Source organism: Streptomyces sp. NPDC054770 (genome assembly GCF_053611985.1).
Window position 1 is genome coordinate 73,630 of the sequence record NZ_JBSHBL010000013.1, and the last position, 26,836, is coordinate 100,465.

Below are 26,836 nucleotides of genomic sequence, written 5' to 3' on the forward strand. Positions count from 1 at the left end.
CCCGGGCTCACGGCAGCCGGAAGCGGAGCCGGCAGATCACCGCGTCGGTCTCCCGGCGCACGGCGTGCGCGACCACCGCGCCCCGCTGGTTCTGCAGCAGCCGCTGCCACAGCCGCTCCGGTTCGGTCTCCGGGATGAGTACGGTCACCTGGGTGCCCGGCTCGGAGGCGGTCACCTCGCGGACGTAGGCGGCGATGGGACGGCCCAGGGTGCGCCGCTCGCAGGACAGGCGGACGAGGGGAACACCCGGGTCCCATGCGGCCCAGGCGCGCTCCAGGGCGTGCAGGGCGGCCCGGTCCTCGGGGTCCGGATAGCACACGGTCACCGCGCGGACCTCGTCGCCGAGCGAGGCAGCGGCCGTGAGAGCCTCCGAGGTCAGCCTGGACAGGGACGAGGCGGGGACCAGCACCAGCGAGCGCTCGCGGTGCGGGGGCTCGGGTATGCGGCCGAGACCGAGCCGCTCACCGATCCGGCCGTAGGCGCGGTGCACGGCGCCGAAGGCGGCCACGAGCAGCGGCAGCATCACGACGACGAGCCAGGCGCCCTCGGTGAACTTGGCGGCGGTGACGACGACGGTGGCCACCGCGGTGAGCACCGCCCCGAACCCGTTGAGCAGCGCCTTCCCGTACCAGCCGGTCCCCCGCTGCAGCCGCCAGTGCCGCACCATGCCCACCTGGGCGATGGTGAATCCGACGAAGACCCCGATGGCGAAGAGCGGCACCAGCGTGTTGGTGTCACCGCCGGAGAACACGAGTAGCGCGGCCGAGACCAGCGCCAGGGCGAGCACTCCGTGCCGGTGCACCTGGCGGTCGGCCTTCAGGGCGAAGACGTGCGGCGCGTAGTTGTCCCGGGCGAGCAGCTTCAGCAGCACCGGCAGCCCGCCGAAGCTGGTGTTCGCGGACAGGGCGAGCAGGATCATCGTCGCGAACTGGATGACGTAGAAAGCCCAGTTGTGGCCGAAGGAGGCGTCCGCCAGCTGGGCCAGGACGGTGACGCCCTCGACCGGCTGGAGGTGGAAGCGGCCGATCAGTACCGACAGGCCGATGAGCATCAGGCCGAGGACCGCGCCGAGGGCGACCTCCGCGCGCTGGGCCCGCTTGACCCGCGGCGTCCGGAAGGAGGGCACGGCATTGGCGATGGCCTCCACGCCCGTCAGCGCGGCACAGCCGGAGGCGAAAGCTTTCAGCAGGAGCAGGGCCCCCACGCTCGTGGCGTTGTCGGCGAGCACCGAGGCGTGACCGGCGGCGGTCGCCGTGCTCACGGGGTGGGAGCGGAAGAGGCCGACGGCGATGAGGACGAAGATCGAGCCGACGAAGACGATCGTCGGCACGATGAACGCCTTGGCCGACTCCACGATCCCGCGGAGGTTGACGCCCGTGATCAGGGCGAGCACCGCCAGGCACAGCCACAGCCGGTCGTCGTAGAGGGCGGGGAAGGCGGAGGTCAGCGCCGCCACTCCGGCCGTGACGGCCACGGCGACGTTGAGGACGTAGTCCAGCACCAGCGACGCCGCCGCCACCAGGCTGGTGCGCGCCCCCAGGTGGGTCCTGGCGACCGCGTAGGAGCCGCCGCCGTCCGGGAAGGCCGCGATGACCTGCCGGTACGACGCCACCAGCACCGCCAGCAGGGCGGCGATGGCCAGCGTGACCGGCATCGTGAAGCCCAGGCCGTGGGCGCCCGCGGCCGCCAGGACGAGGACGATCGCCTCGGGGCCGTAGGCCACCGACGCCATCGCGTCCAGCGACAGCGCGGCCAGGCCTGTGACGGCGGTCAGCCGGTGGCGTTCACCGGTATCGGGAGGCTCCTCGCCGGCGGGGACGGCGTTCGGCTCGGTGGTCAGGACGGACATGGATACGGACTCCTTCTTGCCTCGGCCACGCACCCGGGCTGATGCGCGCGGCAGCATCCAGGTTCTGTCCGTTTCCGGCCGTGTCCGACGGTTCCTTGCGGCATCTTCGCGCCCAACGGGCCGACCTTGACGCGACCTTGACGGGCGTGTGAGCTGGGCGGCTGTCATCTGCTCCCGCCGGCAGGCGCGTTCCTCGGTGAGGAGGCAAGGAACCGCTGGATGGCCGTCAGGGTCGCATCAAGACGAACTGATCGGGCTCCTCGGATCCCTACCGTCGACACCATGGGACGCCGTGACGACGACGTGCGCGGAGGGCCGCCAGACCCCTGCGCGGAGAGGCCCGACGCATCCGGTGACGCGACGAACGACCCCGAGTGGGCGCAGGAGTTGTGGGGTACCGTCCGCTGCGCGGGCGTGCTGCTCGCTCTCCTTGTCCTGGTCGACTGCGGTTCCGGCCGGTTCACCCTGTGGCGTGCCGCGCTGTGGTTCGCTCTCACCGGGCTGCTGTTCGTCGTGCTGTGTCCCACCCGGGTGTCCGCGGGCGGGAACTGGCTGGCTTCGCGCCGGCTGGTGCGTGAGCACCGGGTGCGGACGGATCTGCTGGTGTCGGTCCGCTGCCTGGACGGCATCTCCCAACGGATCCTGCTGCGGGACGCGCTCGGCGGCCGTGTCGAGATCGACCCCGAGGTCCTGGTGCGCAACCCGCAGCTGTGGCTGCACCTGGACCGAGGCGCGCGGAAGGCCGCTGCCGACGGGCACCTGCTGTGCGGGGCGACCGTGCTGGGGCGCATCTCCCGCCGCGTGGACCACGAGACCGCCCAGGCCGTGTTCAGAGCCTCCGGCCTGGAGTGAGCGTCAGTCCGTCCCGACCGGTCAGCCCATCCCGGCCGGTCAGCCCGCGTCCAGCGCCGATCCGGCCTGGTCGGCCAGTGTCACCGCCACGAGCCGGGCCTGGAGCGGGGGTACCGGCCCCGGGCCGGGAGTGAGCATGAAGCGGCCGAGGTAGTGCCCGTTGCCGTAGGCACGCAGCTCGATGTCGCCCTCGGGCCAGCCGGCCGTGTCCACGTTCCACGAGCGCCTGCCCGCCGTCACGCCGCCGTCGTTGTGCAGCCGGGGCGGCTGCCCTAGGAGGGTGCCGTACTCGAAGCGGCACGCGCGCAGCCCGAGGAGGTCGGTGAGCTCCTGGCGGACGTGGTCGACCACGGTGTTCGCGGAGCCCGACGACTGCGCCAGTTCGGCCGTCCGGTGGATACGGGAGAGGTGGGCCGCGTCCGTGACCGTGATGACCTCCAAGCGGCGGGCGCGGGCCGCCAGTTGGGACACGATCACGCCGACGACGAGCAGGAGCACCGCCGTTTCGATGTCGGCGGACGCGGTGATGTCGAATGTCTCGTACGGCCGGGTCAGGAAGAAGTCGAACCAGGCCGCCGCCGACAGCGCCGCGAGCACGCCCGCCGTGCGGCTGCCCAGCGTGGCCACCGCGACGACCACGACGACGAGGACGAGTGCGGCGTTCGTGTGCGACAGGCCGGTACGGAACGGGACGAGGGCGAGGGCCGCCAGGAAGGGGCCGGCGAGGCCCGCCGTCAGGGCGAGCCTGTCCCGCAACGGCCAGGTCCGGGGCGTGGTCCGGGTCCTGCTCCGGTGCTGTTTCCACGCGCTGGTCATCGTGCTCATCACGCACCTCCCACGGTGTGCTCCGTCGGTTCGGCACCCACGCTCTGCGCGGCGCGCGGCAGCGACACGACCATCGTGAGACCGCCGCCGGGAGTGTCCTCGGGGGTGAGGGTGCCGTTCATGGCCTCGGTCAGGCCCCGTGCGAGGGCCAGTCCGAGGCCGAGGCCGGTGGTGTTGTCGGTGTCGCCGAGCCGTTGGAAGGGCTCGAAGAGCCGCTCCCGGCCGTCGGCGGGCAGACCGGGCCCCCGGTCCACGACCCGCAGCTCCACCCGGCCCGCCAGGGCGCTGGCGGTGACCAGCACCTTCTTCCCGCGCGGTGTGTGGCGGTCGGCGTTGCCCGCCAGGTTGGCGATCACCCGTTCCAGCAGCGGCGGGTCGGCGAGCACCTGCGGGATCTCCTCCACGTCCGCCACGTCCACGCCTGAGACGTCCGCCAGCGCCATGGGCAAGACCTCCTCCAGAGAGGTGGGACGCAGGTTCAGCGGGAGGGCGCCCGCCTCCAGGCGGCTGAGGTCGAGAAGGTTCTCCACCAGACGGTTGAGTTTGGCCATGGACTCGTCGGCGGTGGCGAGGAGTTCGTCCCGGTCCTCCGGGGAGAACTCGACGTCCCGGCTGCGCAGTGAGGTGACCGCCGCCCAGCCCGCGGCGAGCGGGGTGCGCAGGTCGTGGCCGACGGCCCGCAGCAGCGCCGTACGCAGCCGGTCGGCGGCCTTCACCGGCTCGACCTCGGCCGCGGCCTCGGCGAGCCGGGCCCGCTCCACGGCTGAACCGACATGCGCGGCGAACGCGGCCAGCACGCGCCGCTCGGACGACGACAGCGTGCGGCCGCTCAGGGCGAGGAAGGCGCCGGGGCCCGCCGGAACGGCCGTCACTCCGGCGGCGTCGGGAGGCTCCTCCACCAGGTCCGCCGACTCCATGCCGAAGGTCTCGCGGGTCCGCTCCAGCAGTGCCGGAATCGTCGTCTCGCCCCGCACGATGCTGCCGGCCAGGGACGACATGGTCTCCGCCTCGGCCGTGGCGCGGGCGGAACGGCGCGACAGGCGCAGGGACCGGTCCACGACCGCGGCCACGGTGGCGGCCACGACCGCGAAGACCGCCAGGGCCAGCAGCGCGTTCGGGTCGTCCAGCGTGAACTGCCCGATGGGTGGAATGAACCAGTAGTTGAGCAGCAGGGATGCGGTGACGGAGGCGATCACGGCGGAGGTGACCCCGCCTATGCAGGCCACGCCGACCACCGCGAGCAGGAACAGCAGTGCCTCGCTGGTCAGGTTCAGCGTGCCCCGCAGCTGTGCGAGGACAATCGTGAGGAGTACCGGCAGCACCAGCCCGGCCACCGGGCCGGCGATCAGCCGGGCCGTCGAGAGCGTGCGCCGCCGGGACGGCAGGAGGGTGCCGCGTCCGGCCCGCTCGTGGGTGACCCGGTGGACGTCGATGTCGCCGGACAGCTCGGTCACGGTCTCTCCCGTGCCGGGCCCGGTCAGGAACCGTGCCAGCCGCCCGCGGCGGCTCGTCCCCAGCACGAGCTGGGTGGCGTTCTCGGCGCGGGCGAACTCCACCAGGGTCGCGGCGACGCCGTCGCCGACCACCGAGTGGTAGCTGCCACCGAGGTCCTCTACCAGCCGCCGCTGCCGGGCCAGCGAGGCGTGCGAGACACCGGCGGCCAGTCCGTCGCTGCGGGCCACGTGCACGGCGAGCAGGTCGCCGCCCGCCGACCGGTCCGCGATGCGCGCGGCCCGCCGGATCAGGGTGTCGCCCTCGGGCCCGCCGGTGAGCGCGACGATCACCCGCTCCCTGGTCTCCCACACCCTGCCGATGCCGTGCTGCGAGCGGTACTCCTGCAACGCCTCGTCGACCCGGTCGGCCACCCACAGCAGGGCCAGCTGCCGCAGCGCGGTGAGGTTGCCGGGGCGGAAGTAGTTGGCGAGAGCCGCGTCGACCTTCTCGGGGGCGTAGATGTTGCCGTGCGCCATCCGGCGGCGCAGCCCCTCCGGCGGCATGTCGACCAGCTCGATCTGGTGGGCGCGGCGTACGACCTCGTCCGGGACCCTCTCGTGCTGCGGCACCCCCGTGATCTTCTCGACCACGTCGTTCAGGGACTCCAGGTGCTGGATGTTCAGCGCGGTGACGACGTCGATGCCGGCGTCGAGCAGGGTCTCGATGTCCTGCCAGCGCTTGGGGTTGCGGCCGTCGCCGGGGATGTTGCTGTGGGCGAACTCGTCGACGATCACGACCTGCGGACGGCGCGCGAGGACCGCGGCCAGGTCCATCTCCTCGAACCGTCCGCCGCGGTAGGTGCAGGACACCCGGAGGACGGTCTCCAGTCCGTCGAGCATGGCCTCGGTGCGCGGGCGCCCGTGGCACTCCGCGAACCCCACCACCACATCCGCCCCGCGCGCGGCACGGCGCCGCCCCTCGTCGAGCATCCGGTAGGTCTTGCCGACCCCCGGAGCCGCCCCGAGGTAGACCTTCAGTTGTCCGGGCCGTACGTCACTCATCGCCGCCGACGCGCTCCGCTCACTGGTGCAACTCTCCTGCGCACAAGGGTTTCTCCTCCCAAGGAAGCCGCTTCGCGAGGCCGTCGGCGGGGTTGTTAGCGGTTCCTTGTCGCGGGGCCCGGGGACCTTGACACCGTCTTGACGTAACCTGCGCCCGATAGGATGACGGCCGGTGTGCCGGGAAGTCTGGTCGGCCGGGGAGCCACGTGGCTCTCCGAAAGCCCCAGGGGGACGGCATGCGCAGCGTCGGTACGGTTCTGGCCCTCGTGGTCCTCGCCACGGTGGTCGCCACCTTCGCACGCCGGTGGCGCATCCCCGCCCCCTCCCTGCTGGTCGTCGCAGGTCTGGCGGTGGCGCTGCTGCCCGGCACCCCGCGGATCGAGATCAGCCCCGAGATCATCGGGCTGGTGGTGCTGCCGCCCCTGCTGTACGCGAGCGCGGAGGACATGCCCTGGCGGGAGCTGCGCGCGGTGTGGAAGCCGGTCGGGATACTCGCCATCGGCCTGGTGCTGGCCTCCGCGGCGGCCGTGGCGGCCGTGGCCGCGCTGGTCACTCCCCTGTCCTGGCAGATGGCGTTCGTGCTGGGCGCGATCCTGGCCAGCACCGACCCGGTGGCGGTCACCGCGCTCGGCCGACGGCTCGCCCTGCCGCCCCGGGTGCAGGTGCTGGTGCAGGCGGAGAGCCTGTTCAACGACGCGACCTCGCTGGTGCTGGTGCGGGTGGCGGCCGGCGTCGCCGTGGCGTCCGCCGCCGCGAACTGGGGTGCGGCGGGGGGCGAGTTCCTGGTGCTCGCGGGCGGCGGCACGGTGATCGGGGCCGCGGTCGCCGCGGTGGTCACCCTGATCCGGCGCCGTACCGAGGACCCGGTGCTGGAGACGGTGATCGCCCTGGTCACCCCGTACGCCGCCTACCTGCTGGCGGAGGTCGCGCACACCTCCGGAGTGACGTCCTGCGTGGTGGCCGGTGTGGTCCTCGGCGGCCGGGGCGAGAAGCTCACCACCGCCCGGATCCGCCTCCAGCTCCACGCCGTCTACGGCACGGTCGTCTTCCTGCTGGAGAGCGTGGTGTTCAGCCTCATAGGGCTGGCCCTGCCCACCCAGGTGCGGGCCCTGGCCGACGGTGACCGGGCCTGGCCGCTGTACGCACTCGCCGTCGCCGCCACCGTCGTCGCCGTACGCATGCTGTGGGTCGCGCCCCTGTCTGCGGTCGTGCAGCGCAAGGGCGGGCTGGGCCGGGTGAACTGGCGGGTGCCGATGGTGCTGACGTGGGCCGGCACCCGCGGGGTGATGCCGCTGGCCGCCGCGCTGTCCATCCCGGAGGTCATGAAGGACGGGACCCCGCTCGCCGACCGGCCGCTGGTCCTGGTCCTGACCACCTCGGTCGTGGTCGTCACCCTCGTCGTCCAGGGCTTCACCCTCGCCCCGGTCGTCCGCCGCTCCGGCATCGCGCTGGAGCCCGCGCACACCGCACGCGAGGAGGCCGAGGCCCGTTCCCACCTCGCCCACGCCGGCCTCGCCCGCCTGGAGGAACTCGCGGAGCTGGAGGTCGTGCCGGACGTCGTCCTCGACCGGCTCCGCCGCGGCCTGGCGGCCCGCCTGGACGACGCCGACGTGGGCACCGAGTCCGCCGACCAGGTCTACCGCCAGCTCCGCCGGGACCTGATCGTCGTCGAGACCGAGGCACTCCAGCGCCTCTACGACGATCACACCATCAGCGACACGACCCGACGGCGGCTACAGCGGGGGCTGGATCTGGAGGAGGCGCGGTTGGCGGATGCGTAGCGCTCCGCGGGTGGGGTCGTGTTTCGTCTGTGGGTGCTACGAACCGGGTTCCTGCGCCGGTAGCCCGCGTAGGAGCACGTCGAGGAAGAGGTCGAGGCGGGGCGCATCCGGGCCGACGTCGTGCCCCGTCTGCAGGGCCCCGAGCCACTGCACGACGCCAAGGCGCCCAGCTCGTCAGCTCCCTCCCCGAGGCACTGCGCAAACTGCACCCGAGGGCCCCGGTCGGGAACCCCGTGCTCTTCGTGGTGTCCGTGGGAGCCGCGCTGACCACCCTGTCCGCGCTGCTGCATCCCCGGTCACCCGCGAAGTGCTGCGGCGGCCGTCCCGCGCGAAGGACTGGTCGCCCTGCGCGGTCGGGACGCGGTCGGGCCGGACGGTGATGACGGACGACGGCAGCGAGAACACGCGGTCGTCAGCCCGCTGGCCATGTCTTCAGCGTTCCCCTCGGTCGAGGGCCGCGACCTCGCGCACGGCCTCGGCGACGGCCGGGAAGTCCTTCTTCAGGATCGCGTCGTGGTTGCTGTCGACCTTGGCACTGAGCCGGAGGTTCGAGTTGCGCTCAAACACCTGGTCGAGGCTGGCGCGGATGCGTTCCTGCTCGTCGCCCTTGCTGCCGAGGGACGCCCCCGAGGCAAGCACGTAGCGCACCGGCACGGTGATGCCGTCCAGCACCGGGCCCAGTTCGCGTTCGCGGGAGATCCTGCCGAGCTCGATGTTGCAGTCCGCCATCTCCTGGGGGGCCATCCGCGGGGTCAGGCCCGTGGGGCGCAGCAGCGGCAGGAACCAGCCCATGCGCCGGAACATCTTCCGGATCCGCTGCTCCATGGCCTCGTCCAGCCAGTCGTACGGTTCCGCGCCGTCGACCAGGACCGCGCCCAGGCAGCGCTCCGGATTCCGGTGGGCCCAGTGCGCCCCGACGAACGCCCCGTAGGACCAGCCCACCACCAGCGCCCGGTCCACGCCCCTGGCCGCGAGCACGGCGTCGACGTCCCGGACGGCGGCCTCGAAGGAGTAGTCCGCCGAGCGCTGCGACTTCCTGCCGCGGGCCCGCTCGTCGTAGGTGATGTGCCGCCACTCCGGGCCCAGTTCGGCGACGACCCGCCGCCAGTAGCCCTGCGTGGCGAACTGGCCGTTGAGGTAGACCACCGGGATGCCGGTACCGCCGGTGTCGGCGACGGCCAGGGCGGTGTCGTCGACCCGCACCATGCCGGTCCATGTCGCCCTGGGCGAGGAAGTGCCGTTCTTCGTCATGTCGTTGTTCCCCCTGATCGTGCGAGCTGTCGGGTACGGCTGGTACGGGCCTTGCCCGCGCCGCTTCCTCAGAGGCTGCGGGCGGTGATGTCGCCGCGGGAGGTGGTGGCGCGGATCTCGAGTTCGGCGGTGCCGTCGTTCTTGAGGGAGTTGCTGACGCGGCCGTAGTCGGTGCCGGCGTCCAGGGCGGCCGAGACGCCGACGGCCGCGCCGACCGAGATGTCGCCGTCCTGGGTGCGGAGCACGACCGCGCCGCGCACGGCCTCGGCGATCCGGATGTCGCCCCTGGCGGTGCTGATCTCCGCGGGGCCGCCCAGCCGGCCGATCTCGACATCGCCGTCGAGCGCGGTGAGGCGAACGCTCGCAGCCTCATCGATCTTGATCTGGCGGTACGCGCCCTCGAACGCGATGTCACCGAGGCGTCCGACCCCGCGGAGTTCGGCGCCGGAGGTCCTGGCCTCGACGCGGGAGCCGGCGGGCAGCTTGACGGTGATCTCCAGGGATCCGGACGGGCCGAAGAGCTGGTTGCCGGAGACCGCCGCGGTGATCCGCAGGACACCGTCGGCGTAGGCGACGGTGGTCTGCTCGGCGGTCCTGGTGTCGCGGTTCCTGGCGGGGTTGGCGGGCAGGACCTCGACGGTGGTGTCGGCGCGGTCCGCGGCAATGAACTGGATACGCCCGGCGGGGATGTCCAGGACGGCGGAGATCGGGGCGGGGGTGTCGAACTTCTGCATCGTTCTCTCCTGTGACTCGCTGTTTCCGATGAACGAAAAGCTACGTTGCGTTCACCGATCCAGCAACATGCTGATTGCATGAAAATGCCATATGCGCAGTACAGAGGCAGGAAAGTGTTGCATTGACTTTCGAACTAAATGCAACGACGACCAAGGATCCGTTGCAATGGATGGAAGGTGAAAGCTACGCCGCAGAGAGCAAGGATGGCCTAGGGGTACGAGGCGGACCTCGATGCCGGGAGGCAGACTCACCCAGCAGGAACGCCGGCAGATCGCGCCGGGACCGGCCGACGGCCTCGCCTACACCTCGATGTGCGAGCCCATGATGACCGTCCGGTCGCGAGGCAGGCCGAAGTACTCGGCGGCATCCGCGGTGATGTAGGACGTGGCGATGAACAGGCGCTTGCGCCAGGGCGCCATCGTGGGCGCCGTTCCACGGCGGAGCTCGATCGTGGACAGGAAGTAGGACGCCTCGTCGAGTTGCAACGGCCCCTCGGTCGAGGCCGGGTCCAGCGCCGTCAGGACGCCGGGCACGTCAGGTGTCTCCATGTAGCCGAAGTGGGCGGTGACGTGGACGATCCCGTCGTCGGCATAGCCGAGGCCGTCGACGGTGATCCGCCGGTCGGCCGGGACGCGCGGAATGGGCTCGGTCGTGATGGCCAGGATCACGACGTGGTCGTGCCGTACGTGGTTGTGTTCGAGGTTGGCCCGCATCGCCAGGGGCGCGGTCTCCTTGCCCCGGTTGAGGAAGACGGCCGTGCCGGGCACACGGAGCGTCGTCGCCTCCTTGGCTCGGAGCTCCTCGATGAACTCCTCCAACGGGCCCTCGCGTCGTGCCCGTTCGGCGGTGACGAGCTCGCGGCCGCGCTGCCAGGTGGTCATGACGGTGAACACGGTGAGGCCGATCAGGAGCGGCAGCCAGGCGCCGTGGACCAGCTTGGTCAGGTTGGCGGCGACGAACAGCAGGTCCACCGTCAGCAGCAGCGCGGCGCCGGTACCGATCAGCCAGCGCGGTGTGCCCCACTTGGCGCGGGCGACGTAGAAGAACAGCAGGGTGGTGATGGTGATGGTGCCGGTGACCGCCATGCCGAAGGCGAAGGCGAGTGCCGCGGAGCTGCGGAACGCGAAGACGAGGGTGAGGACCGAGACCATCAGCAGCCAGTTGACCCAGGGAACGTAGACCTGGCCCATGGCGGACTCGGAGGTGTGCGCGATCCGCAGCCTCGGCAGGTAGCCCAGCTGTGCCGCCTGGGAGGTCACCGAGTACGCGCCGGTGATCACCGCCTGGGAGGCGATCACCGTGGCCGCCGTGGCCAGCAGGACCATCGGCCACCGTCCCCAGCCCGGCACGAGCAGGAAGAACGGGCTGCTGATGTTGTGCGGGTCGGCGAGGATCAGCGCGCCCTGGCCGAGGTAGCTGAGGACGCACGCCGGGAGGACGAGGAACAGCCAGGCGCGCGTGATCGGGCGGCGCCCGAAGTGACCCATGTCGGCGTAGAGCGCCTCGGCGCCGGTGACCGCGAGCACGACCGCGGCCAGGGCGAAGAAGGCGGTCCCGAAGTGGCCGTACAGGAAGCCGGCCGCATAGGTCGGCGACAGCGCCTTGAGGATCTCCGGGTGGTCGGCGATGCCGACGACGCCGCAGGCGCCGATGGCCAGGAACCAGGCGATCATGATCGGCCCGAACACCCGGCCCACCGCTGCGGTTCCTCTGCGCTGGACCAGGAACAGCACCACGATGATCACCGCGGTGATCGGCACGACCGCGTCGCCCAGCGACGGCTCGACGACCTTCAGGCCCTCGACCGCGGACAGCACCGAGATCGCCGGGGTGATCATGCTGTCGCCGAAGAACAGCGACGCGCCGAAGATGCCCAGGGCCGCCAGGATGCCGGCGGCCCGCGCGCCGCGCTGTCCGCTCCACCGGCGCAGCAGGGTGATCAGCGCCATGATGCCGCCCTCGCCGTCGTTGTCGGCGCGCATCGCGAGCAGGACATAGGTGACCGTGACGATGATCATCACCGACCAGAACACCAGGGACACCACCCCGTACACGTTCTCCGTGCTGACCGGGACGGGGTGCGGGTCGCCCGGGTTGAACACCGTCTGGAGGGTGTAGATCGGGCTGGTCCCGATGTCGCCGAAGACCACACCGAGCGCCCCGACCACCAGCGAGAGGCGGAGTGCGGCCCTCGGGTCCGGAGCATGCGGCGCTGACAACCCCGCTGCTGGTCCTTCGTCCGAGCCGGTCGGGTGCCGATGGCTGGTCATGTCGATCCTCCTCGGCACAGGCCGGCTGCCGGGCATGTCGTGCGGGACGATATAGGTCCGTCACATGCCCCTTGACAGCACACCCCGTATGCCGGTTCCCGATTCGGCACGATGCCGCAGAGCGGGATGACGGGGGACCTTCAGGTGAGCGTAGGTGAGAGCCTCCGGGGCCGCCCCGCCGTGCTACGCGGCGCACCGCCGCTTCATCGGGAGGTCGTTCGTCCGCCGCGGACGGCAAAAGGCAACGGCAAGGAGATTCCCGTTCCTTGCCGTGCTCAACGTATAGCGCGCCGGGGGGCTTGCGGCAAGGCCCCTGTCGGGCCGCAGAATCGCCGACCGAGGCCAGGAACTGCGAAAACGGGAGTCGGGCAGTGCGTGTGTTGTTGTCGACGTATGGGTCGCGCGGGGATGTCGAGCCGCTGGTGGCGCTCGCGGTGCGGTTGCGGGAGCTCGGTGCCCGGGTGAGGGTCTGTGCGCCGCCGGACGAGGTCTTCGCCCGGCTGCTGGCCGGGGCCGGCGTGGAACTGGTCGCGGTCGGCAGGCCGATGGGCACGATGACGGCGCCGTCGACGGAATCGGCGGCCTCCCGCCGGGTGGCCGAACTGGCCGCACAGTTCGACACGGTCGTCGCGGCCGCCGAGGGATGCGACGTCCTCCTGGCGACCGGGCTCGCACACTTCTCCTCGCGGTCCGCGGCCGAGAAACTCGGTATCCCCTACGTGTACGCGACCTTCTGCCCGTTCCTGCTGCGGTCTCCGCACCAGGCGCCTCCCGCGCTGCTGCCGGGCCAGTCGTTCCCGCCGGAGGTGACCGACAACCGGGCGCTGTGGGACCTGAACGCCCGGACCTTCAACGCGCTGCACGGCGGGGCGCTCAACGCCCACCGGGCCTCGGTCGGTCTGCCGCCGGTGGACGACGTCTACGGTTTCATCTTCACCGACCGGGCGTGGCTGGCGTCGGACCCGGTCCTGGGTCCGTGGCGCGAGAGCCCGGAGCTCGACGTCGTGCACACCGGGGCGTGGCTCCTGCCGGACGAACGCCCCTTGGCGGACGACCTGCTGGCGTTCCTGGACGCCGGCACACCCCCGGTGTTCGTCGGCTACGGCAGCATGCGGGGTGTCTCGGCGGACATCGCCAGGGTGTCCATCGAGGCGATCCGCGCGCACGGCCGCCGCGCACTCGTCGGCCGCGGCTGGGCCGAACTGGCCCTGATCGACGACCGGGACGACTGTTTCGCCGTCGGCGAGGTCAACCAGCAGGCATTGTTCGCCAGAGTGGCCGCCGTCGTACACCACGGCGGCGCGGGCACCACGACGACGGCCGCCCGGGCAGGAGCGCCACAGGTGGTGGTGCCCCAGGCGGCGGACCAGCCCTACTGGGCCGGCCGGGTCGCCGCCCTCGGAATCGGCGCGGCACACGACGGGCCGGCTCCGACCACCGAGTCCCTGTCAGCCGCACTCGGGACGGCCCTCGCCCCCGGGACCCTCGCACGGGCGAGGGCCGTGGCCCACGGCATCCGTACCGACGGACCGGCCGTGGCCGCGAAGCTACTGCTCGACACCGTCAGCCAGGGCAGGCCGTCCGTGCCGGCGTGACCGCCCCACGGGATCGCCGAGCCGGAAGGCGGCCCGCGCAGGGCCATCGCGCCGACGCCGGCCGTGAGGGCGACGACCGCCTCGACGACGTTGTAGGTGATGGTCGCGGCGACCAGCAGCCGTATCCGCTCGGCAAGGACGCCGCGTCTGGCCGGGTCGGGGCCGATAAACAGGGATGTCACTGCGCGTGGTCAGCAGCACCCCTTCTCGGTCGCCGCCCCGACAGGGCTGGCTCCGACAGACGATCACCGCACTGTCGGGGCCCGTAGGGAAGCAGCGCCATCTCCCGTGCGTTCTTGATGGCCTGTGCTATCTGCCGCTGCTGCTGACGCGTCACGTGGGTCACCCGACGGCTGCGGATCTTTCCGCGGTCGGAAATGAACCTCCTCAGCAGATCGGTGTCCTTGTAGTCGATGTATGTGATGCCGGCGGCGTCCAGTGGGTTGGTGCGCCGGCGCTGGACGGGCTCCCGCCGGATGCGTGTGCCTCGGGGCATGGTGCGGTCGGTCCTCTCTTTCAGGTCACGGGGTCGAGCAAGTCGTCGAAAGCGTGCGGGAGTTGTTTCCACCGGTCCTGGCCCGCCGTGTACTCGTCCTCGGTGAGCAGGCAGGAGTCGAGCAGGGCCGACAGACCGTCTCGGTCCAGGCCGGGCGAGGTGAAGGTGAGGTACTGGCAGCGGTCACCGTGTTCGGGATGCCAGTCCACGGACGCGGCGTTACGACGCTCCGCGGGCACCATCTCCCAGGCGGCATCGGGCAGGACGGCCAGCCAAGGGCCGGCCGACTCCACGCACAGCGCACCGCCGGCAGCGTCCCAGGACAGCAGGGTGTCGGGGCGGTCCGCCAGCCAGAACCGCCCACGACTACGGGCGGCCGCGCACGTCAGGTCCTCCAACGCCGAGTACAGGCGCTGCGGGTGGAAGGGCCGTTCGCGCCGCCAGACGAAGGTGCTCACGCCGCGCTCGTCGCACTCCTGCGGCAGCAGTGCACAGGCCGGGTGCATGCGAGCGGCGGCCGCTGCCACGTGGAAGCCGGCCGGCAGAGCAGGCCCCAGGGCGCCACTCGCCAGGCGTACCTTTCGTGCGGCTGGTGTGAGCTGGGCGAGCAGCGCGTGGCCGATGTCCTCGGCGGCCTCCCCGTAGGAACCGTCCTGGGCGAGAGCGATCAACGTGGGGTATTCGAGTTGGCGGGCGAAGGTGTCGGCGACGGTGCGCTGGTCGCTCGGGGCGGCGGCGAGGCCGACGTCGGCCAGGTCGTCGCCGCTCGACAGGTACGGCAGGACGAGTGCCGGGTCGACAGCGGTGGCGACCCCGGTCAGCGCCAGCGGTGCGCCCGCGGCGGCGATGACTCCTGCCATGGCCTGAGGTTCGACGGAGTCCCAGAGCTCCACGACGGCCATCCGGTGCCTGCCCTCCGCCGCGAGCCGCAGCAGTTCGGGGACGAGGTCCTCGCGCAGCGCGCAGCACGCGCAGTCGTTCACCAGGGGTGCCTCGCCGCTGCCCAGCAGGCCGTCGACGTCACGTACCGTGCGGTGCACCGCACGGTCTACGGCGGACGTCAGGTCGTGGTGCAGGGCGACCAAGCCGGGTACCGTCCGAAGGATCTCCTCGACGGCGGCCCCACGGGCGTCCGCATGCAACCCGGCGACCATCGCGACCGGCAGCCGCACCCCGTCCACGCTCACCCCTCGCTCCGTCCGCGCCCGTATCGCCGCTCGAAGCGCTCGACGCGGCCCGCGGTGTCCAGGACCCGCTGCGTGCCGGTGTAGAAGGGGTGGCTCGCCGAGGAGATCTCGACATCGATGACCGGGTAGGTGTTGCCGTCCTCCCACTCGACGGTCCTGTCGCTCGTGGCTGTGGACCGGGTGAGGAAGGCGAAGTCGGCGGCGCGGTCGCGGAAGACGACGGGTCGGTACTCGGGGTGGATTCCGGATTTCACGGCGGTCAGCGCTCCTCACGGAAGTCGACGTGCCGGCCGACGGCGGGGTCGTATTTGCGCAGCGTCAGCCGGTCGGGGTCGTTACGGCGGTTCTTGCGGGTCACGTAGGTGTAGCCGGTGCCGGCGGTGGACCTCAGCCTGATGATCGGGCGCAGTTCGTTACGGGCCATGGAGAGCACCATACAAGAGATTGGTTTTCATTTTCATCAAGCTGCTAGGGTGCTGCTGCATCCGCTCCCAAGGAGGAACCCGTGTCCGCCCACTGCCAACTCACCGGCCGGCAGCCTGACTTCGGCCACCGCATCTCCCACTCCCACCGGCGCAGCAAGCGCCGCTTCGACCCCAACACCCAGAGCAAGCGCTACTGGCTGACCGGCGAAGGCCGCCACGTCCGGCTCACGCTCTCCGCCAAGGGCATCAAGACGGTCGACACGATCGGCATCGAGGCCGCGGTGGCCCGCATCCGGGCCCGGGGAGGGAAGGTCTGATGGCGAAGAAGAGCAAGATCGCGAAGAACGAACAGCGGCGCCTTGTCGTGGCGCGTCATGCCGCTCGCCGCGCCGCCCTGAAGGCGATCATCTCGTCCCCCTGGACATCCGACGACGAGCGCGCCACCGCCCAGCGGGAGCTGCGCCGTCAGCCCCGCGACGCCGGCGCCACCCGCCTGCGCAACCGCGACGCCGTGGACGGACGCCCCCGCGGCCACCTGCGCGCCTTCGGCCTGTCCCGCATCCGCGTACGCGAGATGGCCCACGCGGGCGAGCTCCCCGGCGTGACCAAGAGCAGTTGGTGACGCTTGCCGCAGCGGCCCACACCGGTGGTGCGCATGTTGCGGCCGGTCCTTGGCAGGCCACGAGGCGCTCGGCGGGTGCCGCCCGCACCGCCGTGACGGACATCGCGGTGTTCACGACTGTTCGGCGTTCCGGAGGCCGGCTTCCGTGACGCGCCGGTGGTACTCGGCCTCAGCGACAGCTTCCACGGTCGTCCCCCGGCCGGACGCGTCGGCGCCCCCGCGCCGCAGCCGGGCCACCGGCTTCCCGAAGGCCGGCTCCACCGCGCCCCGCAGGATCTGGTCCGAATGGACCTGCCCGGGCCAGGAGACGAAGATGATCGAGTTACCTGTTCCCGGGCTCCTGGCCGGCGGCAGCGCAGGCCATTGCCCCGGCGGCTGCCGAGAGCGCCTCGGCCGTCGCCGGGTCGGCCGGCAGGAACGCCTCCAGCTTCAGCTCGGCAAGCGTCACATCGACAGCGGTGGCGAAGGTCGTCACGGTCGTCATCAGGCGCAGCTCACCGTACGAGGACCGCAGGCGGAGCGGCACCGCGAAACCGAGTTGACCGGCGGACGGCTCCAGCTCGGGAACGTACCCGGTGAGCTCCGCGCGCAACTCCTCCAGGTGGCCGAGGCGCACCAGGATGTGGCGCGCCCACTCGGCGAGGTTGAGGATACGGGGGGCCAGGCCGTCGGGATGCAGCGCAAGGCGGTAGATGTTCGTGCCCGGACCCACCAGCTCGGCGGCCACACCCTCGGTGATCAGGTCGAATGCCGTGTTCGCGGCGATCAGGTCACCGCCCCGGTCCACGACCAGCGCCGGATACGGCAGATGCCCGCGGAGGATGTGGTCGATCGCCGTGCGCACGGGGGCCAGCACCGGATCGTCCAGTGAGCTCTCCGGGTAGGCGGGCGCGTACCCGGCGGCCAGCAGCAGCTCGTTGCGCTCCCGCAGCGGCAGCTCCAGCGACTCGGCCAGGCGCACGACCATGTTCCGGCCCGGGACAGACCTGCCGGATTCGATGAAGCTGAGGTAGCGCTGGGTGGTGCCCGCTCGCAGCGCCAGGTCGAGCTGGCTGACATGACGGCGGGTACGACGTTCACGAAGCGTACGAGGAAAGTCCACGGGCCTGTTGTAACGGCGGCGGAGCGTCCCAGGCCATTCCCCACAGGGAATTGTCGCCACTCGTAGGGGTCGTGAACATTGCCGGCATGGACATCGGTGTACTACTTCCGACCGGAACTGCCCAGTGGGGCACTGCCGGCGACCCGCGCGAGCTGATTGCCTTCGGCCGGTACGCCGAACGCTCGGGCTTCTCCTCGCTCTTCGCCAACGATTCCCTGATCAGCCCGCGCATCGAGGCGCTCACGATGCTGGCCGCACTCGCCCCGGTGACCGAGACCGTGACGCTGGGCACAGCTGCACTGATGCCGTTCCTCCGCCGGCCGGTCCAGGCCGCGCAGTCACTTGCCTCGATCGACCTGCTGTCCGGTGGCCGACTCACCGTGACCGTCGGCGCCGGCTTCCCCGGCCGATTCGGGCGGCCCCTCTACACGCTGTCCGAGCTGCCGTGGGAAAGGCGCTTCGCCCGCCTGGACGAGACCGTCACGCTGTGGCGGGCCCTGTGGGACGGCGCCGACGCCTTCCACGGCGAGATCCTCCGGTTCGATGACATCCCGCCCGCGACCAGGCCGTCCCGAGCCGGCGGCCCACCCATCTGGCTCGGCGGCGCGACACCCGCAGCGCTGGCCCGCACCGGCCGGCTGTACGACGGATGGCTGCCCTACCCGCCTGACCCCGCCGACTACGCATCCGGCCTCCGCGACGTCCACGAAGCGGCGACCGACGCCGGACGTGCGGCCGAGGACATCACCCCCGCACTGTTCGTCTCGGTACGGATCGACAACGACATCGAGAGCGGCCGTCGGGCACTGGACGACTACGCGCGGGCCACATACGGAATGCCGCTGGAGGAGCTGGAAAAGATCCAGGCAGTTGTCACCGGCTCCGCGGACGAGGTGCTCGAGCACCTGGGGCGCTACGCCGCCGCCGGCGCTCGGCACATCGTCGCTCGCCTCGGCGCCCTGGACCTGCACTCCCAGCGCGACCAGCTCGAACGGCTCGCAGACCTGATCCCCGCCGTCCAGGGGGCAGCTGATCACGCCTCTGCCCGCCAGTTTTCGTGGTGAAGGGCCGGGGTGGAATGGTGAGAGCCCTCCAGCGCCCAGTGATCGAGACCTGCGACTCTCTGCCCATGTTGCGAGTCGGATCAGGTCGGGTCAGGCGCGGTGGCGCCAGGGTGTGCTGCTGAGGTCTCGCATGAGGGTCTTTTGACGGCTGGCCACGACATCGCGGTCGAGGTAGGCCTGCCGCATGTGCCGGCTTCCGGTGGCGAGCGTGAAAGCGGTGCGGCTGTGGATCATCCGGAAGTTGTCGATGACGAACATCTCCCCCGGCTGGAGCTTGAACCGGAGCTGGTTGGCATCATCGCTGATGAGACGCGAGTAGAGCCGCCTGGCCTCGAAGAACGTGTCGATCAGGTCCGGGTCCAGAGCAGGAATCAGGTCGCTTCGGCCGTGGAAGCGGACGTGTGAGACCGATCCGTCAGCCGCCACTTCGATGAACGGGCTGGAGTCCTCGAGGACGGCCTGTTCGTCCGCGTAGCGCCAGTTGACGGGCACTGACGTCAGCGCGCGGAACAGGTCGGGGTGGTCGCGGCGGAGGGTTTCGGCGATGTAGAACCCGTCGGTCATGCCGGACTCGCCGCCGTCGGCGTCATTGGCGAGGCAGTGCAGGAGCACGTAGCCGGGCTGGGGGATGCGGTACGGGTTGTCGGTGTGCGGTTCGAGCGCGCGGGGGGTCATGCTCAGGTCGTAGGCCTGCTCCGGCGGCAGCGCCCTGATGTCCTCGATGGCACCGTTGTTGGTGATGCGCATGAAGCCGATCAGATCGATGAGAGCCTGCATGCCGTCCAGGTCCGCCGGGATGCCTCGGACAAGGGCGAAGCCGAGACGGCTGACATCGTTGAGCACCGCGAGGAGTTCGGCCGGCCGGGCCTGCAAGCGGTCCAGCTCGTGCCAGGGGAGGCCGTCCAGAGTGGACACGTTCCACAGGTGCTTGCTGCCGGCCAGGTCGTGCAGCAGAGGATCTTCGGCAGCGCTGCGCAGGTCCGTATAGCTGAAACGCGTGCGGTGCCCGTCGCTGAACTCCACCACCAACCCGCCGTCCTCCTCGGTGGCACCGGTGATCCGCAGCTCCATCGGCAGCAGGTCGCCGTCGCCGAGCTTGTGTCCTGTCCTCAGGTCGCGCCAGGCCGGATCCTTGGATGCTTCGCGCAGCCACAGTGCGGTGAAGCTGTGGTGGAACCCGTCGCCGTCGTGCAGGTGCAGTCGGCTGTCCTTGAGCAGATGCCGCATCGGAAGCTCCCTCGGTCGCGTGGGCGGATGACGGCTCTCAGTCTTCGCCGGCCCCCGAGCATCCCGCTTTCGATAAGATGCCTGTTCATGGCGGAAAACGGCCAGACCGAGCCGACGGTCACCATGACCCGGGTCCTGCCCGGTGGCACGACGATCGCACCGCATCGCCATCGCGGGCATCAGGTGGTGTACGCGAGCCAGGGCGTCCTCGCCGTGGAGACGGACACCGGCACCTGGATCGCTCCGGCCGCCCGGGCGATCTGGGTCCCGGCCCGGGTGCGGCACGCACACCGCGCCTACGGAACGACCAGCTTTCACACTCTCGCGCTCGGCCCGCACACCAACCCGCTCAGGCTGAACCAGCCGACCGTGCTCAGGGTCAGCCCCCTGCTGCGCGAGATCCTGATCTCCTACAGTTCGCTCGACCCGTCCGATGCGGGCACGGCCCGCCGGCAGGCGCGCCTGCGCGCGGTGCTGCTGGACGAGCTGGAGCCGGTCGCCCAGCCGCCGCTGCATCTGCCTGCACCCCATGATGACCGGCTCACCGCGGCATGCGCACTGGTCACCGCCGATCCCGGCGCGCATCGGGACCTGGCCGCCGTGGCCGGCGAGGTCGGAGTCGGCCGGCGAACCCTGTCCCGTCTGTTCGCCCAGGAGTTCGGCATGTCCTTCCCGCAATGGCGCACACAGGTACGCCTGGAGCTGGCCCTGCGTCTCCTTGCCGAGGGCACCTCCGTCACCGCGACAGGCCATCGCTGCGGCTGGTCCAGCACCAGTTCGTTCGTGGATGTCTTCCGCCGGCACATGGGCTACACGCCTGGCAGCCGCCCGTCTTAGCAGGGGTGTCTCAGGACGTCGGTTCCACGAAGTGGCGTCGGCAACCGGACAGCCAGGCGGGGAACGTCGTACGCCCAATAGGCGTACGCCTCTCGCCTCCCATGGCATGGGCGACAGGATCGTCACATGCAGCCCGTCTTCGTTCTCGTGCACAGTCCGTCCGTAGGCCCCCCGACCTGGCACCCTGCGGCCGAAGACCGCGTTGGTGGCACACAGCAACGCAGGCTTGTTTCTCCCGGCGATCCGCTCGGGCCTCGACCATCCGGTGGCCAGCTCGATCTTCGTCGACGCCGCGCTTCCGGCCCGGACCGGACCGACCCCTGTCGCGTCACCCGAGTTGCTGGAGTTCCTGCGCCCGATGGCTGTGAACGGCAGGCTGCCACGCCGGACCGATTGGTGGGACGAAGCAGACGTCGCGCCCATGTTCGCTGATCCGATGGTGCGGCAGACCATCATCGAGGAGCAGCCAACCCTGCCGCTGTCCCACTACGAACAGCACATCCCGGTCCCCGACGGCCGGGATGACCATCCCTGCTCCTACCTGCTGTTCGGTCCTCCGTATGACGACCCCGCCGCCGAGGCGCGTGAACGCGGCTGGCATGTGGCACACCTGCCCGGCGCACACCTCCATCAGATCATCGATCCTGCCGGCACAGCCCGGCTCCTCGTCGAACTCGCTACTACGACTTGATCCACTTCCGATACACGCCCTGGTCCGCCGGTGGGGTGAACCCGCCCCCGACCGACCGACGCGGCCCCGTCAGGCCGCTACGAAGATCACACCCCTGCCGGTGGGTTGCTCACGCGTCGCGTGCCCCCGGAGCGTACGCCGCGCCGCCGCCACGTTCGAGTGCATTCCTGACCGAGGGGCAGCGGGCGTGCCGGCATGCCTGCTGATCTGAAGGAGACACCGCCCGCTGACAGAACAGGGGTTTTTCATGCACAGGTGGAAACGACTGGCCCGGATGACCGTAGTGGCCGCTTCCGCGGCCATGTTGGTGACAGGACTGTCGACCAGCGCCCACGCCGCGTCGGGCTCCTTCGCCTACAACCGGGCCGACACCGGCTTCCGGCAGGTCATGGAGAACCCGCCGGACGACGAGTGCCTGGTGATGCCGGGCGGCGGTGGCGTCGTCGACAACTTCACGGACACCGTGGCCACGCTCTACCGGGACGAGAGCTGCAGCACCCCGCAGGACACTCTGTCGCCCAACAGCGGCGGTGCGTACGGCGGAGCCACGGTTCCGCACTCGGTGTTCTTCGGCTAACTGCTGGCCCTGGGACGGTACTTGCAGGGGTGAGGCAGCTGCCCTGCGGGCCATCTCGACCGTCAGTAGCCTCCCAGGAATGACGACGCTACAAGATCTCGCCGCTCGCCTGGACCGAGTCGAGGCCGAACTCGCAGTGCACCGGCTGGCCCACGACTACTGCGTGGGTGCCGACCACCGCGACCCAGTCCGCTGGAAGGCGATTTGGACGGCGGACGCCGTGTGGGAGACCAGCTCGGACCAGATATTCACGGGGATCGAAGCCATCCGTGCGGCGGTCGAGCAGCAGTGGCAGGCCTTCCCGATCATGCAGCATGCCACTGCCAACCACACGGTGGAAATCGACGGCGCAGCCGCGACCGGTCGATCGGATGTCGTGGTCCTGGCCCAGCTCCGCGACCACCGCTGGATTGCCGGAGGAGGTACCTACGAGGACGAGTACCGGCGCGAGGGAGGGATCTGGCGCATAGCGCGGCGCCGGGCAGTACGTCCCTTCGACCTTGCGCCTTTGGCACCGAGCGACGGACCCGTCCATGTCGACGAACCAGTCCGGGCCGATGCCGGCGATGCAGATGAGCCGCACCAGTAGTAGGCGTTCGTCGGCGGCACACCGTTACGGGTTCAGCCCGAACAGCACGGGACCCGGACGGACACAGGCCGTAGGGCGCCGCTCGTGGAAGTACGGGGCGCAGTGGGCGCCTGGCTGCCGAATGCCTCTGATGTCCCGATGCGGGCCGGACCGGTCGCCTTCCGCTTGGTGGCGCACCCTGGAACGGGAGCGCCACCACGGGGAGATGAGTGCCGCCGGGCCCCCATCTCCCCTGTAGGGGTCAGCCGATGCCGGTGACTGCCAGCGCGGTGGTCCAGTTGGTCTTGATGGCGCTGCGGGCCGAGGCCAGCGTGATCGTGCCCGCGCAGACCGCGTTCTTCAGCTTCGTTTCGACCCCGTCCTTGGTGGTGGCGGTCTTCGTGCCGGAATACGGCTCCGGCCACAGATTGGTCGTCGCCGTCGGGGAACCGCCGAGTTCGAGGGGGACCAGGTGGTCTTCCTCGTAGTCGGCGGTGCTGGTGTCGGTGTACCCGTAGTCGATGATGCCCTGGACCTTCAGCGGGTTGGTGTAGGAGGTGGGCGGGCGGACGGTCGCGGTCCATCCGGACACGCAGATCGTGGACCCTATCGTGGACTGCGTCACGGCCGAGTAGTAGGCACCGGGCGTGCACTTGGGGTCGGGCAGCGGCAGATAGGACTGGGAGCAGGTTGCGGCGTGGGCGGTGCCGGTGCCGGCGGCAAGGCCCGCGGCGGCGAGAGCGAGGGCGGAACAGGTGGTGGCGAGAGTGCGGGGAAGGGCGCGCATGAAGAAGCTCCTGGTGCTGGCCCGACCGGGCGCCGGGGATGTGTACATGACAGCGCACCAGTCGCTACGCGAGTAGATACCGGTCGGTGAACTTCCCGTAAGAGCAACGTTTCCGACGCTTGCCTCGCCGCACTTCGTGATCATCAACAGCGCGGCTCAGCGGACCGAAGCACCGGTCGTCGATGCGGCTCAGGCCCTGAAGGACAATGCAGGCAACCCGGAGGTGCAGCCGAGTATGGCCTGCACCGTGGCGAGGGTGACCAGTTCGGCATCGCTCAGGCGGGGCGCAATGCCGACCGGCGGGCGCCGCGGCGCCAGGTTAAAACGATCTCGGACACCCTCGTTGTCGTCTCCGCAGGCACCCCTTGGACCACACCACCAGGAGGAACCAGTGTCATACCCGCAACCGCTCACCCCCGAGGAGAAGCTCGCCGCCGCGAAGAAGCTGTTGAGCCTCCCGCGTATCGTCGTGATCTGCGGCTCCACCCGCTTCATGACCGAGATGAACGAGGCCGATCTGCGGCAGACCAAAGCCGGAAAGATTGTCGTCAAACCGGGCTGTGACATGAAGTCGCCGCACGAACTTCGGTCCGATCCTGTCGAGGCCGCGGCGCTGAAGGTTCGACTCGACGATCTGCACCGGGCGAAGATCCGGCTCGCTGATGAGGTGCTCGTAGTCGGCGACTACATCGGAGACAGCACCCGAGCCGAAATCGCCTACGCCCGGTCGCTGGGCAAGCCCGTGCGGTTCACGCACCCCGAAGTCGACCCTGACACCTGACCGTCTCGCGGTGGCTTCGGCCGCCGCCCACCCCACACCCTCCGCAGGCATCCCTTGGAATTGATCATCCAGTGCGGCTCGCTGCCGACGAGTCGGCGACCTGGGCCCAATGGGCCGAAGCTTCGAACGTCGGCGACATCGCACTTGAGCAGCTCATGGCCGAGACGCGGACACTCGCGTCGGACTATCTCACGTCAGATCCGGTCGTGCTCTTCGTCCGTACGCGAGCCTTGCGCGACCGCCTCTTCTCCCTCCTCGAAGGCCACCAGTACCCCCGTCAGTCGCCCGACTTGTACGTCGCGGCCGGCTGAGGCGGTCAGCGATACCGGGCGAGCAGCGGCAACGGGCAAGGCAGGCGGGCCGATCAGCAGAAGTGGATCTTACCTCTGGAGCCTGCCGCACCACCTGACGCAACGACCAGGCAGGATGGCTCCATGCCCGCCGCGCGGGCGTCGACCAGGACCTCTCCGCGGGACAGCCGTGCCGTTCAAGCAGCCCTGAACCAGGTTCCCAGCGCTTCGTGCAGGCCATCGCCCGTGGTGCCTTGCCAGGCGACGTAGCAGTCGGGCCGGAGCAGCAGTGCGGTGTCGAGTTCTGGGACGGTTACGGTGTCGACTTGCGACGCCCAGGAGCCCGCATCGAGGGTGCCCGTCGGGTCCAGAAGGAGCGGGCGGCCGGTGCGGGTCAGCTCACGCAGGCCCGGCAGGTCCGGCGCCCACCGGCCGACAAGCGCTCCGGTCGCCGGTCCCATGTCGTAAGCGATGTCCGCGCCGGACAGCAGATTCGCGATGTGCTGCCGCGTCGCCGGCTGGGCGAGCAGTTCGCCGAACAGTTCACGCATCGCCGTCACGTCGCCGCCCGGCCGGGTCAGCAGCGACTGCGCCTGAGTGTGCATGGTGACCCGCTGTGCCACCGGGGATCGTTCCGACTCGTAGGTGTCCAGCAGCCCCCGCGGCGCGTGGCCCCGTAGTTCCGCGGCCAGCTTCCACCCGAGGTTCACCGCGTCCTGCAGGCCGAGGTTGAGCCCCGGGCCACCGATCGCCGAGTGCACGTGCGCGGCGTCCCCGAGCAGGAACACGCGGCCCGCACGGTATCGCGACGCGATCCGGGTGTTGCCGCCGAACAGCCGCCTCATCAGGTGAGGTCCCGGCCCGGTCGGTGGGTCAAGCGGGACGTCCACGCCGAGCACCCGGGAGGCGCTGGCCCGAAGCTCCTCAAGCGAAGCCTCGCCTTCGGCCGACTGCTCCCATTCCACCGTGCTGATCAGCGGATCGCCAGCCGGGAACGGCGCCCAGGCGATCAGGCCGTGTTCAGTGCGCAGTTGACGGAACGGCGGCACGATGCCGAAGCCGGGCACGACCAGGCCGCCATCGGCGCCGGCCATGTCCCGGGGCACGCTCACATGTCCGGTACGCGACACCGAGTCATCCGTGGTCACGCCGGGGAACTCGATCCCAGTAAGCTTGCGGACCACACTGTGCCCGCCGTCGGCGCCGACCAAGAACGCCGCTTCGACCGGCTCCCGCCCGTGTAGCTCGATCACCACCGACTGCTCGCCCTGCGTCAAGCCGATGACCTCATGGTCGCGGCGGACCTCGACGCCCAGTTCGGCCGCACGCTCAGCGAGCATGTGCTCGATCCGGCGCTGCGGCACCGCCAGTGTGCAGAGCGGGTTGTCCGGCAGGTCGTTCAGGTCGAGCGGGAACGCGCCGAAGACGAAGCCGGGCGCCGGCTCGGGTGTGGTACCGGGTGCGGTCAACCTCTCGTACAGTCCGCGCCGGTCGAGCATGCGGACGACCTGACCGACCAGGCCGTTCGCGCGCTGCTCGCCGGTCGGTTCGGACAGGCGCTCCAGGACGAGCGGGCGCGCGCCGGCCAGGGCGAGTTCGCAGGCCAGCATTAAGCCGTTGGGTCCGGCGCCCGCGACAGCGACATCGATCACGAGTGAACTTCCGTTTCTGGGCAGAGGACATCGGCCCGGCCGCTGCCGGGCTTCCCGTCCGGAATGGATGCCTAGGGGGTGGACAGTCCCGCCGCGACCCGGGTAAGGGCGTCTGCGAGCAGACGGACCACCGGTACCGGCGGATCGGTGCGGAGGTGGTGTGCCATGGCCGTGTTGATCGCGGCGACGACTGCGGATGCGACGAGGTGTGGGTACAGGTCCTGCTTCAGGTCGGTGCCGGTGCGGTCGGCGACGGCCGCGGCGATCTCGGCCTCGGCAATGGCCCCGGCCCGCAGCATCTCGCCTTGCAGGGCCGGTTCGGAGACCATCACGCGCACGCCTGCCGTCCACTGGGCCGCGTCAGCAATGGGGTGAGCGGCCGCCTCGGCGTCCGACTCGAACTGTGGCAGAACCGATCGGGTGATCGCGTCCCACAGCGGCTCCGCGGGGTGGTCGCGTAGCGCTTCCGCGATGCGGAGGCTGCGGTCGAGGTGGCGGGCGACGATCGCTTCACCCTTGCTGGAGAAGTAGTTGTTGAACGTGCGCGGGGAGACGCCGACGGCCTCGGCGATGTCCTCCACCTTGACATTGCCAAACCCGCGCTCGACGGTCAGCCGGACCGCCGCCCAGCTGAGCGCCGCGCGCGTCTCGGCCTTCTTCCGCTCTCGCAACCCCATGAAACAACGGTAGCAAATCTTGCGCGGCACGCAAATATGCGTACCACGCAACCTCTCACTGTGACCCAACGGATTAATCGGTGCGCATCTGACACACACCGGAGCATGGGTGGACCGGCACGGCTCGCCGCCAGCTGTCCTCCTCGTCCAGCTCCGCCATGGGCGGACAGCCCCGACCAAAGGCGCACGAGCAGCACCAC

The 26,836-nt window shown here is 70.5% G+C and carries 26 protein-coding genes and 4 pseudogenes; 13 read left to right on the forward strand and 17 right to left on the reverse strand.

Annotation, left to right across the window (positions count from 1 at the left end):
• Window positions 1-7 precede the first annotated feature (7 nt).
• On the reverse strand, window positions 8-1,849 hold the full coding sequence (locus ACWGKQ_RS14640; RefSeq protein ID WP_453292275.1) for an APC family permease: 1,842 nt from the start codon (window positions 1,847-1,849) through the stop codon (window positions 8-10).
• Between the two features lie 282 nt (window positions 1,850-2,131).
• On the opposite strand from ACWGKQ_RS14640, the gene ACWGKQ_RS14645 reads away from it, so the two are divergent.
• Window positions 2,132-2,701: a hypothetical protein gene (locus ACWGKQ_RS14645; RefSeq protein WP_453292276.1), complete on the forward strand. Its 570-nt coding sequence runs from the start codon at window positions 2,132-2,134 to the stop codon at window positions 2,699-2,701.
• 39 nt (window positions 2,702-2,740) lie between these two features.
• Here the strand turns inward: ACWGKQ_RS14645 and ACWGKQ_RS14650 are convergent, their stop codons facing one another.
• Window positions 2,741-3,526, reverse strand: coding sequence for a DUF4118 domain-containing protein (locus tag ACWGKQ_RS14650; RefSeq protein ID WP_453292277.1), 786 nt, complete (start codon window positions 3,524-3,526; stop codon window positions 2,741-2,743).
• Entirely contained in the window at window positions 3,526-6,021 is a 2,496-nt protein-coding gene (locus ACWGKQ_RS14655) for an ATP-binding protein (protein WP_453292278.1), read from the reverse strand. Before ACWGKQ_RS14655 ends, ACWGKQ_RS14650 begins: the two co-directional genes overlap by 1 nt.
• A 236-nt stretch (window positions 6,022-6,257) precedes the next feature.
• Between ACWGKQ_RS14655 and ACWGKQ_RS14660 the strand changes: the two genes are divergently transcribed.
• Window positions 6,258-7,802, forward strand: coding sequence for a Na+/H+ antiporter (locus ACWGKQ_RS14660; protein WP_453292279.1), 1,545 nt, complete (start codon window positions 6,258-6,260; stop codon window positions 7,800-7,802).
• A 432-nt stretch (window positions 7,803-8,234) separates the two neighbouring features.
• Here the strand turns inward: ACWGKQ_RS14660 and ACWGKQ_RS14665 are convergent, their stop codons facing one another.
• Both ACWGKQ_RS14665 and ACWGKQ_RS14670 read right to left on the reverse strand, forming a co-directional pair.
• Window positions 8,235-9,053, reverse strand: a complete 819-nt coding sequence (locus ACWGKQ_RS14665) for an alpha/beta fold hydrolase (RefSeq protein ID WP_453292280.1) — start codon at window positions 9,051-9,053, stop codon at window positions 8,235-8,237.
• A gap of 68 nt (window positions 9,054-9,121) precedes the next feature.
• Window positions 9,122-9,787 carry a DUF4097 family beta strand repeat-containing protein gene (locus ACWGKQ_RS14670; protein ID WP_453292281.1) on the reverse strand — a complete coding sequence of 222 codons (666 nt, stop codon included), beginning with the start codon at window positions 9,785-9,787 and terminating at the stop codon, window positions 9,122-9,124.
• A 232-nt stretch (window positions 9,788-10,019) separates the two neighbouring features.
• Here ACWGKQ_RS14670 and ACWGKQ_RS14675 point away from each other — a divergent pair.
• A pseudogene (locus ACWGKQ_RS14675) lies at window positions 10,020-10,095 on the forward strand (MarR family transcriptional regulator); the annotation flags it as partial.
• On the opposite strand, the gene ACWGKQ_RS14680 reads toward ACWGKQ_RS14675, so the two are convergent.
• Complete coding sequence (locus ACWGKQ_RS14680; protein ID WP_453292282.1) at window positions 10,088-12,058, reverse strand: potassium transporter Kup; 1,971 nt, start codon at window positions 12,056-12,058, stop codon at window positions 10,088-10,090. The pseudogene ACWGKQ_RS14675 and the gene ACWGKQ_RS14680 overlap by 8 nt on opposite strands.
• 371 nt (window positions 12,059-12,429) lie before the next feature.
• Between ACWGKQ_RS14680 and ACWGKQ_RS14685 the strand changes: the two genes are divergently transcribed.
• Complete coding sequence (locus ACWGKQ_RS14685) at window positions 12,430-13,653, forward strand: glycosyltransferase (RefSeq protein WP_453292283.1); 1,224 nt, start codon at window positions 12,430-12,432, stop codon at window positions 13,651-13,653.
• A gap of 56 nt (window positions 13,654-13,709) precedes the next feature.
• Here the strand turns inward: ACWGKQ_RS14685 and ACWGKQ_RS14690 are convergent.
• The 5 genes and pseudogenes from ACWGKQ_RS14690 to rpmG form a co-directional block, all read right to left on the reverse strand.
• A pseudogene (locus tag ACWGKQ_RS14690) lies at window positions 13,710-13,835 on the reverse strand (cation transporter); the annotation flags it as partial.
• Between the two features lie 74 nt (window positions 13,836-13,909).
• A pseudogene (rpsR, locus tag ACWGKQ_RS14695) lies at window positions 13,910-14,149 on the reverse strand (30S ribosomal protein S18); the annotation flags it as partial.
• A gap of 20 nt (window positions 14,150-14,169) precedes the next feature.
• Window positions 14,170-15,303, reverse strand: a complete 1,134-nt coding sequence (locus ACWGKQ_RS14700; protein WP_453292356.1) for a CobW family GTP-binding protein — start codon at window positions 15,301-15,303, stop codon at window positions 14,170-14,172.
• A gap of 29 nt (window positions 15,304-15,332) precedes the next feature.
• Entirely contained in the window at window positions 15,333-15,590 is a 258-nt protein-coding gene (locus tag ACWGKQ_RS14705) for a type B 50S ribosomal protein L31 (protein ID WP_453292284.1), read from the reverse strand.
• 5 nt (window positions 15,591-15,595) lie between these two features.
• Window positions 15,596-15,760 (reverse strand): 50S ribosomal protein L33, encoded by a 165-nt coding sequence (rpmG, locus tag ACWGKQ_RS14710; RefSeq protein ID WP_453292285.1) that lies wholly within the window; start codon window positions 15,758-15,760, stop codon window positions 15,596-15,598.
• An 81-nt stretch (window positions 15,761-15,841) separates the two neighbouring features.
• Here rpmG and rpmB point away from each other — a divergent pair, with 81 nt between their 5' ends.
• Entirely contained in the window at window positions 15,842-16,078 is a 237-nt protein-coding gene (gene rpmB / locus ACWGKQ_RS14715) for a 50S ribosomal protein L28 (protein WP_453292286.1), read from the forward strand.
• Window positions 16,078-16,383, forward strand: a complete 306-nt coding sequence (gene rpsN, locus ACWGKQ_RS14720; protein WP_453292287.1) for a 30S ribosomal protein S14 — start codon at window positions 16,078-16,080, stop codon at window positions 16,381-16,383. Before rpmB ends, rpsN begins: the two co-directional genes overlap by 1 nt.
• 322 nt (window positions 16,384-16,705) lie before the next feature.
• Here the strand turns inward: rpsN and ACWGKQ_RS14725 are convergent, their stop codons facing one another.
• On the reverse strand, window positions 16,706-17,485 hold the full coding sequence (locus ACWGKQ_RS14725) for a helix-turn-helix domain-containing protein (RefSeq protein WP_453292288.1): 780 nt from the start codon (window positions 17,483-17,485) through the stop codon (window positions 16,706-16,708).
• A gap of 86 nt (window positions 17,486-17,571) precedes the next feature.
• On the opposite strand from ACWGKQ_RS14725, the gene ACWGKQ_RS14730 reads away from it, so the two are divergent.
• Complete coding sequence (locus ACWGKQ_RS14730; protein ID WP_453292289.1) at window positions 17,572-18,549, forward strand: LLM class flavin-dependent oxidoreductase; 978 nt, start codon at window positions 17,572-17,574, stop codon at window positions 18,547-18,549.
• A gap of 90 nt (window positions 18,550-18,639) precedes the next feature.
• Here ACWGKQ_RS14730 and ACWGKQ_RS14735 read toward each other — a convergent pair whose 3' ends face one another.
• Window positions 18,640-19,776 (reverse strand): TauD/TfdA family dioxygenase, encoded by a 1,137-nt coding sequence (locus ACWGKQ_RS14735; RefSeq protein WP_453292290.1) that lies wholly within the window; start codon window positions 19,774-19,776, stop codon window positions 18,640-18,642.
• 87 nt (window positions 19,777-19,863) lie between these two features.
• On the opposite strand from ACWGKQ_RS14735, the gene ACWGKQ_RS14740 reads away from it, so the two are divergent.
• The 4 genes from ACWGKQ_RS14740 (at window position 19,864) to ACWGKQ_RS14755 (ending at window position 22,470) form a co-directional block, all read left to right on the forward strand.
• Entirely contained in the window at window positions 19,864-20,613 is a 750-nt protein-coding gene (locus ACWGKQ_RS14740; RefSeq protein WP_453292291.1) for an AraC family transcriptional regulator, read from the forward strand.
• A 205-nt stretch (window positions 20,614-20,818) separates the two neighbouring features.
• Complete coding sequence (locus ACWGKQ_RS14745) at window positions 20,819-21,304, forward strand: alpha/beta hydrolase (RefSeq protein WP_453292292.1); 486 nt, start codon at window positions 20,819-20,821, stop codon at window positions 21,302-21,304.
• Between the two features lie 274 nt (window positions 21,305-21,578).
• Window positions 21,579-21,881, forward strand: coding sequence for a hypothetical protein (locus ACWGKQ_RS14750; RefSeq protein WP_453292293.1), 303 nt, complete (start codon window positions 21,579-21,581; stop codon window positions 21,879-21,881).
• 79 nt (window positions 21,882-21,960) lie between these two features.
• Window positions 21,961-22,470 carry a nuclear transport factor 2 family protein gene (locus ACWGKQ_RS14755; RefSeq protein ID WP_453292294.1) on the forward strand — a complete coding sequence of 170 codons (510 nt, stop codon included), beginning with the start codon at window positions 21,961-21,963 and terminating at the stop codon, window positions 22,468-22,470.
• A 241-nt stretch (window positions 22,471-22,711) separates the two neighbouring features.
• Here the strand turns inward: ACWGKQ_RS14755 and ACWGKQ_RS14760 are convergent, their stop codons facing one another.
• Together ACWGKQ_RS14760 and ACWGKQ_RS14765 are read right to left on the reverse strand one after the other, a co-directional pair.
• Entirely contained in the window at window positions 22,712-23,236 is a 525-nt protein-coding gene (locus ACWGKQ_RS14760) for a hypothetical protein (protein ID WP_453292295.1), read from the reverse strand.
• Between the two features lie 219 nt (window positions 23,237-23,455).
• Window positions 23,456-23,554 (reverse strand): annotated as a pseudogene (locus ACWGKQ_RS14765) (IS982 family transposase); the annotation flags it as partial.
• 73 nt (window positions 23,555-23,627) lie between these two features.
• Between ACWGKQ_RS14765 and ACWGKQ_RS14770 the strand changes: the two are divergent.
• Both ACWGKQ_RS14770 and ACWGKQ_RS14775 read left to right on the forward strand, forming a co-directional pair.
• Entirely contained in the window at window positions 23,628-24,017 is a 390-nt protein-coding gene (locus ACWGKQ_RS14770) for a hypothetical protein (protein WP_453292296.1), read from the forward strand.
• 71 nt (window positions 24,018-24,088) lie between these two features.
• A complete protein-coding gene (locus tag ACWGKQ_RS14775) occupies window positions 24,089-24,328 on the forward strand; it encodes a hypothetical protein (RefSeq protein WP_453292297.1) in 240 nt (79 codons plus the stop codon).
• A 176-nt stretch (window positions 24,329-24,504) separates the two neighbouring features.
• Here the strand turns inward: ACWGKQ_RS14775 and ACWGKQ_RS14780 are convergent, their stop codons facing one another.
• A complete protein-coding gene (locus ACWGKQ_RS14780; protein ID WP_453292298.1) occupies window positions 24,505-25,959 on the reverse strand; it encodes an FAD-dependent monooxygenase in 1,455 nt (484 codons plus the stop codon).
• A 71-nt stretch (window positions 25,960-26,030) separates the two neighbouring features.
• Window positions 26,031-26,666: an acyl-CoA-like ligand-binding transcription factor gene (locus ACWGKQ_RS14785; protein WP_453292299.1), complete on the reverse strand. Its 636-nt coding sequence runs from the start codon at window positions 26,664-26,666 to the stop codon at window positions 26,031-26,033.
• Window positions 26,667-26,836: the final 170 nt, after the last annotated feature.